Raw genomic sequence first — 12,390 nt, forward strand, 5'->3', positions numbered from 1 at the left:
TCCCCTCACTCCTTCTCGCGCGCCGCCCGTGACGGCCGGGACAGCAGGACCAGGCTGCGGGCCCCGACGGTGAGGGCCGTCCCCGCCTTGTGCTCCGCCTCGTCGGGCGTGCCCTCCGGGTCGGCCGTGTCGATGAGGGCCGTCCACCGCTCGCCGTAGGAGGCCTTCGGAAGACGGAAGTCGACCGGCTCCCAGTGGCTGTTGAGCAGCAGCAGGAACGAGTCGTCGACGACCGGGCGGCCCCACGGGTCGGGTTCGGCGATGGCGTCGCCGTTGAGAAAGACGCCGACGGAGTGCGCGTCGCCGCGCTGCCAGTCGTCGTCGGTCATCTCGCCGGCGTCCGGCGCCAGCCACACCAGATCGGGCAGCGGCTGGTCCGCGCGGGTCAGGGTCTCGCCGCGGAAGAAGCGGCGCCGGCGCAGTACGGGGTGTCCCGTGCGCAGCCGGATGAGGTACCGGGTGAACTCCAGCAGGTCGCGCTGCTCCTCGGTGAGTCGCCAGTCGATCCAGGAGATGTCGTTGTCCTGGCAGTAGGCGTTGTTGTTGCCGCCCTGGGTGCGCCCGAGTTCGTCGCCGTGGGAGAGCATGGGGATGCCCTGGGACAGCAGCAGCGTGGCGAGGAAGTTGCGCTGCTGGCGCGTGCGCAGCTCCCGCACGGCCGGGTCGCGGGTCGCGCCCTCGGCGCCGCAGTTCCAGGAGCGGTTGGTGCTCTCGCCGTCCTGGTTGTCCTCGCCGTTGTCCTCGTTGTGCTTGTCGTTGTACGAGACGAGGTCGCGCAGGGTGAAGCCGTCGTGCGCGGTGACGAAGTTGACGCTGGCGCGGGGCCGGCGCCTGCTGTGCTGGTACAGGTCGGAGGAGCCCGTGAGCCGGGAGGCGAACTCGCCGAGGGTGTGGTCCTCACCGCGCCAGAAGTCGCGGACCGCGTCGCGGTACATGCCGTTCCACTCCGACCACAGCGGCGGGAAGTTGCCCACCTGGTAGCCGCCCTCGCCGACGTCCCACGGCTCGGCGATCAGTTTGACGCGGCTGATCACCGGGTCCTGCTGGATGAGGTCGAAGAACGCCGACAGCCGGTCCACCTCGTGGAACTGCCGGGCGAGCGTCGCCGCGAGGTCGAACCGGAAGCCGTCGACATGCATCTCGGTCACCCAGTACCGCAGCGAGTCCATGATCAGCTGAAGGACGTAGGGGTGCCGCATCAGCAGGCTGTTGCCGGTGCCGGTGGTGTCGTAGTAGTGCTCCCAGTCGCCGTCGACCAGGCGGTAGTACGAGGAGTTGTCGATGCCGCGGAAGGACAGCGTGGGGCCCCTCTCGTTGCCCTCGGCGGTGTGGTTGTAGACCACGTCGAGGATCACTTCGAGCCCGGCCGCGTGCAGGGTCTTCACCATCTGCTTGAACTCGGCGACCTGTTCCCCGCGTGTCCCGTGGGCGGCGTAGCCGTTGTGGGGCGCGAAGAAGCCGATGGTGTTGTAGCCCCAGTAGTTGGCCAGGCCGCGGTCGTGCAGCACACCGTCGTGGACGAACTGGTGGACCGGCATCAGCTCCACGGCCGTGACGCCCAGGGAGGTCAGGTGGTCGACGACCGCAGGGTGCGCCAGCCCGGCGTAGGTGCCCCGCAGGTCCTCGGGCACCTCGGGGTGGGTGCGGCTCATGCCCTTGACGTGCGCCTCGTAGATCACGGTGTCGGCGTACGGCCGGCAGGGCCGGGCGTCGTCGCCCCAGTCGAAGGCCGGGTCGGTGACGACGCCGAGCATGGTGTGCCCGGCGCTGTCGGCCGGGTCGGGGCCGTCGGGGTCGCGCTCGTAGAGCGAGGGGTGGTTGTCGATCTGTCCGTCCACCGCACGGGCGTACGGGTCGAGCAGGAGTTTCGCCGGGTTGCAGCGGTGCCCGGCGGCCGGGGCCCACGGCCCGTGCACGCGGTAGCCGTAGCGCTGGCCGGGGCCGACGCCGGGGAGGTAGCCGTGCCACACGAAGCCGTCGACCTCGTTCAGCGGCACCCGGGTGTGGGTGCCGTCGTCGTCCACGAGGACCAGCTCGACGCGTTCGGCGACCTCGCTGAAGAGCGCGAAGTTGGTGCCCTCCCCGTCGTAGGCCGCACCCAGCGGGTAGGGGCGCCCGCTCCAGGCGGACACCCCTTTCCGAGTCTGCCGGCGCGTCACCGGGCGTCCTCCAGGACGTCGCCCGGTGTACTGGCCGGTCCGGCCAGTTGCGCGACGCGCTCCTCGCGGGGCACGTCGAGACCCTCGCTCTCCCGCGGCGCGGGAGCGGTCGGCACCAGCGGGACGCGTTCACCGGCGCGGGCGCGCTGCGAGAACCAGATGACCTTGCTGCCGGTCTCGGTCGCACAGCAGCCCCAGCCGTCGCTCATCGCCGCGAGGTGCTCCAGGCAGCCTCGCAGCTCCTGGTCCGGGCGCAGGGCCCGGTCGTTGTCCCCGATGGCGGTGATCAGGTGCTGCCGGTTCCACCACATCTCGATCGACGTGTTCTTGTCCGTGGCGTGCTCGTCGATGGCGTTGAGCAGCATCTCGGCACCGCCGCAGACGGGCTGGACCAGGTTGTCCAGGTCCCAGAACTTCAGGTGAGCGGCCAGAATGCGGCTGACCTGTCCCACCCGTTCCGGGCTGACTTCCACGTCGAGGTGGTAGTAGCAGGGCACTGCGGTCTTCATCGGTCGGCTCCTCACCGCGAAGCTCAGTTCCTTCTCACTCCCGCGGTCTGCGGGACGTACCCCGAACACGGAACGTGAGCGCCTATCGCTTCTGAGTCACCCTCAGCCTGAGGGTGCTAGCCCGTTCGTGCAACACGAGCGCACGACTGAGGCGGTAGGGCCCACAAGTGAGCGGTTCAGGTGGTCCGAACGGCCCAGATGAGCCGCCAATGGTTGAAGATCCAACAAGACGCTGCGTCGCCGCGCGTGCACCATGTGTGAAGAACTCGATCGCCGTTACGGATCCGTGGCGCTGTGCGCACGGCCGCCGTCCGACCGTCGGGAGACCGTGCCCCTCGAGCCCGAAAGGTGATCGGCGCCATGCTGCTACCCGCCAAAGCCGAAGTCGCCCGGCAGTTGCGGCGTTACCGGGCCTGGGAACGCGTGATGCTCGCGGCACCGAACGACCGCACGGTGCGGACCACCTTCGAGGACTCCGGCTACACGCTCTGCGTGCTGATGGGCAAGCGCTGCGCACGGGAGGCGGCGGACGCGGCCGAGCGGTTCCTGCGCACCAACCAGGTCGCGTATCTGGAGGAGCAGCAGATCACCTGCTTGCAGGAGCAGCACGTCACCTGTCTGCAGGAACCCGTCGAGCGGCCTCGCCCGGCCGCGGCGGTCCGACGCAGACCGTCGGCGGCGGAACGGAGATCCCCGCCCGCCGAGCGGAGATCCACCGCGGGAAGGTAGCGCCCTTCCCGCACTTCTTGTCCCCTGAACCGGGCCCCGCGGCCCGGCTTTCGAGCACGGTGGAGGTGAGGACCATGAGTAGGACCCGGGCCATCGGCCGTATCCCGGTACGGGACGTCCGCCCGGCCGTGGAGAGCGGCAACCGGCCGGCGAAGGCGGTCGTGGGTGAGACGTTCGAGGTCACCGCCACCGTGTTCCGGGAGGGGCACGACGCGGTGGCCGCCCATGTCGTCCTGAAGGATCCCGAGGGCCGTCCCGGCCCGTGGACGCCGATGCGCGAGCTCGCCCCCGGCAGCGACCGGTGGGGCGCCGAGGTCAGCGCGAACGCCGTCGGCCGCTGGTCGTACCGGGTGGAGGCCTGGAGCGACCCGGTGGCCACCTGGCGCCACACGGCGGGCATAAAGATCCCGGCGGGCATCGATCCGGGCCTGGTCCTGGAGGAGGGCGCGGAACTCTACGAGCGGGCAGCGGCCGGCGTGCCGAAGGAAGCCGGCCGCGATGTGCTGCTCTCCGCCGCGGAGGTTTTGCGCGACGATTCGCTGCCCACGGCCGACAGGTTCGCGGCGGCGCTGACGCCGGAGGTGGACGCGGTCCTGGAGCGGCATCCGTTGCGGGACCTGGTCACCAGCAGTGAGCCCCTGCCGCTCCTCGTGGAGCGGGAGCGGGCCCTGTACGGCTCGTGGTACGAGTTCTTCCCGCGCTCGGAGGGCACCCGTGAGCAGCCCCACGGCACCTTCCGCACGGCCGCCCGGCGGTTGCCGGCGATCGCGGCGATGGGGTTCGACGTGGTCTACCTGCCGCCGATCCACCCCATCGGCACGACCTTCCGCAAGGGCAGGAACAACACCCTCTCCCCCGGCCCGGACGATGTCGGTGTGCCGTGGGCGATCGGTTCGCCGGAGGGCGGGCACGACGCCGTGCACCCCGCTCTGGGCAGCCTGGAGGACTTCGTCTGGTTCGTCGGGCGGGCACGGGAGCTGGGCATGGAGGTGGCGCTGGACTTCGCGCTGCAGTGCTCACCGGACCACCCCTGGGTGCACAAGCACCCGGAGTGGTTCCACCACCGCCCCGACGGCACCATCGCCTACGCGGAGAACCCGCCGAAGAAGTACCAGGACATCTACCCCATCGCCTTCGACGCCGACATGGACGGCCTGGTGGCGGAGACGGTGCGGGTGCTGCGGCACTGGATGGACGCCGGGGTGCGGATCTTCCGGGTGGACAATCCGCACACCAAGCCGGTGGTGTTCTGGGAGCGGGTCATCGGCGAGGTCAACCGCACCGACCCCGATGTGATCTTCCTGGCCGAGGCGTTCACCCGGCCGGCGATGATGCACACCCTGGCCCAGATCGGCTTCCAGCAGTCCTACACCTACTTCACCTGGCGCAACTCCAAAGAGGAGCTGACCGAGTACCTGACGGAGCTGTCGGGTGAGGCCGCCTCCTACATGCGGCCCAACTTCTTCCCCAACACCCCCGACATCCTGCACGCCTACCTCCAGCACGGCGGCCGTCCCGCCTTCGAGGTCCGGGCCGTGCTCGCCGCGACGCTGTCACCGTCCTGGGGCATCTACTCCGGCTACGAACTGTGCGAGAACACCCCGCTGCGCGAGGGCAGCGAGGAGTACCTCGACTCGGAGAAGTACCAGCTCCGCCACCGCGACTGGGCAGCCGCCGAACGCGAGGGCCGCAGCATCGCCCCGCTGCTCACCCGCCTCAACACCATCCGCCGGGAACACCGGGCACTGCACCAGCTCAGAAACCTCCGCTTCCACCCCACCGACAACGACGCGCTCATCGCGTACAGCAAGCGCAGCGGATCCGATGTCGTCCTGGTGGTGGCCAACCTCGACCCGCATCGCGCCCAGCAGGGCACGGTCTCGCTCGACATGCCGCAACTCGGCCTGGACTGGCACGCGTCGGTGCCGGTACGCGACGAGCTCACCGGCGAGACCTACCACTGGGGCAGGAACAACTACGTGCGGCTGGAGCCGGGGCGGGCTCCCGCGCACGTCCTTCACCTCCAGTCCCCGCCCGCCGCGCACGCGACCCCAGGGGCAGGAACGTCATGACCGTGAACGAGCCCGTGCTGGACACCTTCGAGGACACCCCCGCGAGGGACCGTGATCCCGACTGGTTCAAGCGCGCCGTCTTCTACGAGGTGCTCGTCCGCTCCTTCCAGGACAGCAACGGCGACGGTGTCGGCGACCTCAAGGGCCTGACCGCGAAACTGGACTACCTCCAGTGGCTCGGCGTCGACTGCCTGTGGCTGCCGCCGTTCTTCAAGTCCCCCCTGCGCGACGGCGGCTACGACGTCTCCGACTACACCGCCGTACTGCCCGAGTTCGGCGACCTGGCCGACTTCGTGGAGTTCGTCGACGCCGCCCACCAGCGCGGCATGCGCGTGATCATCGACTTCGTCATGAACCACACCAGCGACCAGCACCCCTGGTTCCAGGAGTCGCGCAAGGACCCCGACGGCCCCTACGGCGACTACTACGTGTGGGCCGACGACGACAAGGGCTACCCGGACGCGCGGATCATCTTCGTGGACACGGAGACCTCGAACTGGACCTTCGACCCGGTGCGCGGCCAGTACTTCTTCCACCGCTTCTTCTCCCACCAGCCGGACCTCAACTACGAGAACCCGCGCGTCCAGGAGGAGATCCTGGCCGCGCTGAAGTTCTGGCTGGACCTGGGCATCGACGGGTTCCGGCTGGACGCGGTGCCCTATCTCTACGCGGCCGAGGGCACCAACTGCGAGAACCTGCCCGCCTCGCACGCGTTCCTCAAGCGCGTCCGCCGCGAGATCGACGCCCTGTACCCGGACACCGTGCTGCTGGCCGAGGCCAACCAGTGGCCCGAGGACGTCGTCGACTACTTCGGCGACTACCCCAGCGGCGGCGACGAGTGCCACATGGCGTTCCACTTCCCGGTCATGCCGCGCATCTTCATGGCGGTGCGGCGCGAGTCGCGCTACCCCGTCTCGGAAATCCTGGCCAAGACCCCGGCCATCCCCTCGGGCTGCCAGTGGGGGATGTTCCTGCGCAACCACGACGAGCTGACGCTCGAGATGGTCACGGACGAAGAGCGCGACTACATGTGGGCCGAGTACGCCAAGGACCCGCGCATGCGCGCCAACATCGGCATCCGCAGGCGACTGGCCCCGCTGCTGGACAACGACCGGCACACCATCGAGCTGTTCACCGCGCTGCTGCTCGCCCTCCCCGGTTCGCCGATCCTGTACTACGGCGACGAGATCGGCATGGGCGACAACATCTGGCTCGGCGACCGGGACGCCGTCCGGACCCCCATGCAGTGGACCCCGGACCGCAACGCCGGCTTCTCCACCTGTGACCCGGGCCGCCTCTACCTCCCGGCGATCATGGACCCGGTCTACGGCCACCAGGTGACCAATGTCGAGGCGTCGATGTCGTCGCCGTCGTCGCTGCTGCACTGGACCCGCCGCATGATCGAGATCCGCAAGCAGAACCCGGCCTTCGGACTCGGCTCGTACACCGAACTGCCCTCCTCCAACCCGGCGGTGCTGGCGTTCCTGCGGGAGTACGAGGACGACCTGGTCCTGTGTGTCAACAACTTCGCGCGGTTCGCGCAGCCCACCGAGCTGGACCTGCGCGAGTTCGCGGGGCGGCACCCGGTGGAGCTGTTCGGCGGGGTCCGCTTCCCCGCCATCGGCGAGCTGCCGTACCTGCTGACCCTCGGGGGCCACGGCTTCTACTGGTTCCGGCTCACTCGAGTCGCATCCCGCATCGGCCGGCGACTGTGAGCCTGCGCCGAGACAAGGAGGCGTGACCATGCCGAAGACCGCATCCCTGCACCCGGACCTCCCGCGCCTGGCCGAGCCCATGGAGTCGCTCGGCGGGCTGCTGCGCGACTGGCTGCCCCGGCAGCGCTGGTTCGCGGGCAAGGACCGGCCGGTCACCGAGCTCGGCCTGCTGTCGATGACCGAGCTCTTCCCGGGCTGTCTGCATCTGCTGGTCCACGCCGGTCACGCGGGCCACACGGGCGTGCCCTCGCCCGGCGGGGCTCCCCCGGCCGGCGACTGCTACCAGCTGCTGCTCGGCGTGCGCGAGCACCCCTCGCCGCGGCTCGGGCGGGCGCTGATCGGGCGGGTGCAGGACGGGCCCCTGGCCGGCCTGACCGTCTACGACGCGCTGCACGACCCCCGTTCGGCCCAGCTGCTGCTGGAGCGGCTGCGGCATCCGGGCACCGCGGGCCCCCTGCGCTTCGACTGCGACCCGGACCAGCGGGTGCCCGCCGGACTGGTGCCGCGGCTGCTGGACGCCGAGCAGTCCAACTCCTCGCTGGTCTACGGCGACGAGTACATCCTGAAGGTCTTCCGGCGCATCCAGCCGGGCGTCAACCCGGACCTGGAGGTGCCGGGCGCGCTGGCCCGTCAGGGCTGTCACCGCGTGCCCGCGCCCGTGGCCTGGTTCCAGACGAACCATCCGTTCAAGGCCACCCTCGGCGTGCTCCAGCCGTATCTGCGGGACGCCTCCGACGGCTGGACGCTGGGGCTGAACGCGCTGGCCGCCGGGGAGGACTTCACGGTCCAGGCCCGGGCGCTGGGCGCGGCCACGGCGGAGGTGCACCTCGCGCTGGCGTCGGCGTTCCCCGTCGGCGGGCCCGGGGAGAACGGGCAGACGGCGGCCGCGATGATCGAGCGGCTGGACGCCGCCGCGCACTGCGTGCCCGCGCTGCAGCCGTTCGTGCCGGGTCTGCGGACCGCGTTCGCGGCCCTCACGAGCTGCGATCCGGGGCCACCCGCCCAGCGCATCCACGGTGACCTGCACCTGGGTCAGGTGCTGCGGGCGGGGCGCGAGTGGTTCGTCATCGACTTCGAGGGCGAGCCGTCCCGGCCGCTCTCCGAACGGCGCAGCGCCCACTCCCCCGTGCGGGACATCGCCGGGATGCTGCGTTCCTTCGACTACGCCGCCCGGCAGCGCCGCCCCTGGCGCCCGGAGTGGGCCCGGCGTTGCCGCGAGGCCTACTGCGCGGGCTACGCGGCCCGCGCCGGCTGGGACCCACGCAAGAAACACGGACTGCTCCGCGCCTATGAGACGGACCGGGCCGTGTACGAGGTGCTGTACGAGGCACGGCACCGCCCCGACTGGCTGCCTGTACCGATGGCGGCGATCGAGCGCCTCGCCGTGAGAGGAGACTGAGCCGTGGCCCTGCGCGACACCTCAATCCCGGAGCCGTCCGGCCCGGTCCCGAGCACGACCGCCCCCGCCCTGAGTCCCGAGGACCGCGGGCGCCTGCTGGCGGGTGCCCATCACGATCCGCACGCGCTGCTGGGTGCCCACCCGGCGCCCGGCGGGATCGTGTTCCGGGCGCTGCGCCCCTTCGCCCGCGCGGTGAGCGTGGTGATCGACGGCAGGCGCACGGCCCTCGTCTCGGAGGGCGAGGGCTTCTTCTCGGGCGTGCTGCCGCTGGACGCGATCCCCGACTACACGCTGCACGTCGCGTACGAGGGCGGTGAGCAGGAGACGCACGACCCGTACCACTTCCTGCCCGCGCTCGGCGAGCTCGACCTGCACCTGATCCGCGAGGGCCGGCACGAGGAGCTGTGGCAGGCGCTCGGCGCGCAGCCCATGACCCACCAGGGCGTGACCGGCACCCGGTTCACGGTGTGGGCGCCGAACGCACAGGGCGTGCGGGTCGCCACCGACTTCACCCACTGGGACGGCACGCAGTTCCCGATGCGGTCCCTGGGCGCCTCGGGCGTGTGGGAGCTATTCCTGCCGAGTGTCGGCGAGGGCACCGCGTACAAGTTCGAGATCCACTCCCGGCACGGGCACCGCTTCCTCAAGGCCGACCCGATGGCCCGGCGCTGCGAGGAGCCGCCCAACACCGCGTCGATCGTGACGGCCTCGCACTACGAGTGGGGCGACACCGAGTGGATGGCGCACCGCGCCGACACGCCTGTGCACGAGGCGCCGTTCTCGGTGTACGAGGTGCACCTGGCGTCGTGGCGGCCGGGGCTGACCTACCGGCAGCTCGCCGAGGAACTCCCGAAGTACGTGAAGGACATGGGCTTCACGCACGTGGAGTTGATGCCGGTCGCCGAGCACCCCTTCCACGGGTCCTGGGGCTACCAGGTCACGGGGTTCTACGCGCCGACGTCCAGGCTGGGCACGCCGGACGACTTCCGGTTCTTCGTCGACGCCTGCCACCGGGCCGGTATCGGCGTGATCATGGACTGGGTGCCGGCGCACTTCCCGAAGGACGACTGGGCACTGGCCCGGTTCGACGGTGAGCCGCTGTACGAGCCCGGTGACGACCGGCGTGCGGAGCACCCGGACTGGGGCACGTACGAGTTCGACTTCGGCCGCACCGAGGTGCGCAACTTCCTCGTCGCGAACGCCGTGTACTGGTGCGAGGAGTTCCACATCGACGGGCTGCGCGTGGACGCCGTCGCCTCGATGCTCTACCTGGACTACTCGCGCGAGGACGGCCAGTGGGAGCCCAACGCCTACGGCGGCCGGGAGGACCTGGCGGCGATGGGGTTCCTCCAGGAGATGAACGCGACCGTGTACCGGCGGGCGCCGGGCGTGGTCACGATCGCGGAGGAGTCCACCGCCTGGGGCGGCGTGACCCGGCCGACCGACACCGGCGGGCTCGGGTTCGGGCTGAAATGGAACATGGGCTGGATGCACGACTCGCTGGAGTACATCGCCCACGAGCCGGTGCACCGCAAGTACCACCACCACGAGATGACGTTCTCGATGGTGTACGCCTACAGCGAGAACTACGTGCTGCCGATCTCCCACGACGAGGTCGTGCACGGCAAGCAGGCGCTGGTGTCGAAGATGCCCGGCGACTGGTGGCAGCGGCGCGCCACCCACCGTGCCTACCTCGGCTTCATGTGGGGCCACCCCGGCAAGCAGCTGCTGTTCATGGGGCAGGAGTTCGCGCAGGGGGCCGAGTGGTCGGTGGAGCAGGGCCCGGAGTGGTGGCTGCTCGACGACGGCTACCACTCGGCGGGCGACCACCGGGGCGTGCGCGACCTGGTCCGCGACCTGAACTCCGCCTACCGGGGGACGCCGGCGCTGTGGCAGTGCGACACCCGCCCGGAGGGCTTCCGGTGGGTGGCGGTGGACTCGGCCGACGACAACGTCCTCGCGTTCCTGCGCTACGACGCCGAGGGCACTCCGCTGCTGGCGGTGTCGAACTTCTCCCCCGTGGTGCGGCAGGACTACGGCCTGTGGGTGCCGGGTGACGTCGTCGCCTGGGAGGAACGTCTCAACACCGACGACACGCGCTACGGCGGCAGCGGCGTCACCAATCCGGATCCGGTCAAGCCGGAGGAGGGTCGCCTCCGTCTCACGCTGCCTCCGCTGGCCACGGTGTGGCTGACGCCGTTCGCCGCGTGAAGTCCTGTCGCCCCGGCAGGTGTCCCACCCGCCTGTGAGGGGCACTGGGGGTCGTACCACCGGGAGCACCCGGTGGTACGGCGCGGCAGGGCACAGAAGGGCGGGCATCAGGTGCGCACCGTGGGAGTGGAGGAGGAACTCCTCCTGGTCGATCCGGAGACCGGAGAACCGCGGGCGCTGTCCGCAGCGGTGCTCGCCCGGGCGGAGAAGGACGACGCGGATCAGGACGTCTTCGAGAAGGAACTCCACGAGCAGATGCTGGAGTTCGCCACCCATCCGCAGTCGTCCATGGAGAGCCTGCGCGCGGAGATCGTCCGGTGCCGCAAGGAGGCCGCCCGGCACGCGGGGGAGATCGGCTGCACCGTGGCGGCCCTGGCCACCTCGCCGCTGCCCGTCAGCCCGGCCGTCGGAGTCAACCGGCGCTACCGGTGGATGGAGGAGCAGTACGGCATCGCCACCCGGGAGCAGCTCGTCATGGGCTGTCACGTGCACGTGTCGGTGGAGTCCGACGAGGAGGGCGTCGCGGTCGTCGACCGGCTGCGGCCATGGCTCCCGGTGCTGCGGGCGCTCAGCGCGAACTCGCCGTTCTGGCAGGGCAACGACACGGGATACAGCAGTTACCGCAGCAGGGTGTGGGGGCGCTGGCCGTCGGCCGGGCCGGCCGAGATCTTCGGCTCGGCGGAGCGGTACCACCGTCTGATCTCCGACATGGTGGAGACCGGCGTCATCCTCGACGACGGGATGATCTACTTCGACGCCCGGCTGTCCCAGCGGTACCCGACCGTGGAGCTCCGGGTCTCGGACGTCTGCCTGCACTCCGGCACGGCCGTGCTGATCGCCACGCTCGTCCGCGGGCTGGTGGAGACCGCCGCGCGCGAGTGGCGGGCCGGCCGCGAGCCGCTCGGCCACAGCGTCAGCCTGCTGCGGCTGGCCGACTGGCAGGCCGCCCGGTCCGGCCTCTCGGGCGAACTGCTGCACCCCGAGACCATGCGGCGGATGCCCGCCGAGACCGTCGTCCGTGCCCTGCTGGACCATGTCGAGGAGGCCCTCGACGCCACGGGCGACCTGGAGCGGGCCGGCGCCGCCTGCGAGGAACTGCTGCGGGACGGCAACGGCGCGCAGGTGCAGCGCGCACTGATGGAGCGCACGGGGAGTCTGCGGGACGTCGTCACCGAGTGCGTCCGCCAGACACAGGCGTGAAGCGTTCCGTCCCGCTCGGACCGGGGGTTCAGAGGATCAGGACGAGGGCGTAGACCGGGGGTTCAGAGGATCAGGACGAGGGCGTAGGCCAGGAAGAACGCCGCGATCAGCACCGCGATGACGATGATCACCGTCAGCGGGGCCTTGGCCCAGCCCTTGGTCGGATTGTGGGTCTCCCGGGGCAGCGTCTCCGGCATGCTGCTCTCCGCGGGCGGGGTCTCGCCCGGCGGCACACCGCCGCCGGGCTCCAGACCGGGGGTGCGTTCTGGTTCGGGATCGGGGCTGATGTGAGTCATGTCGTCCGGGTCCCCCGATCACGCCGAGATCATCAGGGGGTCCACTTCCGTATTTTCCGACCCCGAAGGGTCCTGACTCGACTACATTCGAGCACCGCCG

At 70.6% G+C, this 12,390-nt stretch carries 9 protein-coding genes; 6 read left to right on the forward strand and 3 right to left on the reverse strand.

Going from position 1 to position 12,390, the window contains the following annotated elements; genetic code table 11:
* Positions 1-5 precede the first annotated feature (5 nt).
* Positions 6-2,159 carry a glycogen debranching protein GlgX gene (gene glgX, locus QOL88_RS01545; RefSeq protein ID WP_097214719.1) on the reverse strand — a complete coding sequence of 718 codons (2,154 nt, stop codon included), beginning with the start codon at positions 2,157-2,159 and terminating at the stop codon, positions 6-8.
* Complete coding sequence (locus QOL88_RS01550) at positions 2,156-2,668, reverse strand: hypothetical protein (RefSeq protein WP_031112475.1); 513 nt, start codon at positions 2,666-2,668, stop codon at positions 2,156-2,158. Before QOL88_RS01550 ends, glgX begins: the two co-directional genes overlap by 4 nt.
* A gap of 360 nt (positions 2,669-3,028) precedes the next feature.
* On the opposite strand from QOL88_RS01550, the gene QOL88_RS01555 reads away from it, so the two are divergent.
* The 6 genes from QOL88_RS01555 to QOL88_RS01580 all read left to right on the forward strand — a co-directional run bounded on the left by QOL88_RS01555 (position 3,029) and on the right by QOL88_RS01580 (position 11,994).
* A complete protein-coding gene (locus QOL88_RS01555; protein ID WP_097222801.1) occupies positions 3,029-3,397 on the forward strand; it encodes a DUF5133 domain-containing protein in 369 nt (122 codons plus the stop codon).
* Between the two features lie 74 nt (positions 3,398-3,471).
* Entirely contained in the window at positions 3,472-5,469 is a 1,998-nt protein-coding gene (locus QOL88_RS01560) for an alpha-1,4-glucan--maltose-1-phosphate maltosyltransferase (RefSeq protein WP_097214720.1), read from the forward strand.
* Positions 5,466-7,184 carry a maltose alpha-D-glucosyltransferase gene (treS, locus tag QOL88_RS01565; RefSeq protein ID WP_097214721.1) on the forward strand — a complete coding sequence of 573 codons (1,719 nt, stop codon included), beginning with the start codon at positions 5,466-5,468 and terminating at the stop codon, positions 7,182-7,184. Before QOL88_RS01560 ends, treS begins: the two co-directional genes overlap by 4 nt.
* 28 nt (positions 7,185-7,212) lie before the next feature.
* Positions 7,213-8,583: a maltokinase N-terminal cap-like domain-containing protein gene (locus QOL88_RS01570; protein ID WP_097214722.1), complete on the forward strand. Its 1,371-nt coding sequence runs from the start codon at positions 7,213-7,215 to the stop codon at positions 8,581-8,583.
* 3 nt (positions 8,584-8,586) lie between these two features.
* Positions 8,587-10,794 (forward strand): 1,4-alpha-glucan branching protein GlgB, encoded by a 2,208-nt coding sequence (gene glgB / locus QOL88_RS01575; RefSeq protein WP_097214723.1) that lies wholly within the window; start codon positions 8,587-8,589, stop codon positions 10,792-10,794.
* 111 nt (positions 10,795-10,905) lie between these two features.
* On the forward strand, positions 10,906-11,994 hold the full coding sequence (locus QOL88_RS01580; protein ID WP_097222802.1) for a glutamate--cysteine ligase 2: 1,089 nt from the start codon (positions 10,906-10,908) through the stop codon (positions 11,992-11,994).
* A gap of 62 nt (positions 11,995-12,056) precedes the next feature.
* Here the strand turns inward: QOL88_RS01580 and QOL88_RS01585 are convergent, their stop codons facing one another.
* Positions 12,057-12,290 carry a DUF6480 family protein gene (locus QOL88_RS01585; RefSeq protein WP_097214724.1) on the reverse strand — a complete coding sequence of 78 codons (234 nt, stop codon included), beginning with the start codon at positions 12,288-12,290 and terminating at the stop codon, positions 12,057-12,059.
* Between the last annotated feature and the right edge of the window lie 100 nt (positions 12,291-12,390).

Source organism: Streptomyces sp. Ag82_O1-12 (assembly GCF_900182715.1).
In the GTDB taxonomy this organism is placed as follows: Bacteria; Actinomycetota; Actinomycetes; order Streptomycetales; family Streptomycetaceae; genus Streptomyces; species Streptomyces massasporeus.

Coding starts and splice junctions, on each gene's coding strand:
- QOL88_RS01550 (WP_031112475.1), bottom strand. CDS start 2,668: ATGAAGACCGCAGTGCCCTGCTACTACCACCTCGACGTGGAAGTCAGC.
- QOL88_RS01555 (WP_097222801.1), top strand. CDS start 3,029: ATGCTGCTACCCGCCAAAGCCGAAGTCGCCCGGCAGTTGCGGCGTTAC.
- QOL88_RS01560 (WP_097214720.1), top strand. CDS start 3,472: ATGAGTAGGACCCGGGCCATCGGCCGTATCCCGGTACGGGACGTCCGC.
- treS (WP_097214721.1), top strand. CDS start 5,466: ATGACCGTGAACGAGCCCGTGCTGGACACCTTCGAGGACACCCCCGCG.
- QOL88_RS01570 (WP_097214722.1), top strand. CDS start 7,213: ATGCCGAAGACCGCATCCCTGCACCCGGACCTCCCGCGCCTGGCCGAG.
- QOL88_RS01585 (WP_097214724.1), bottom strand. CDS start 12,290: ATGACTCACATCAGCCCCGATCCCGAACCAGAACGCACCCCCGGTCTG.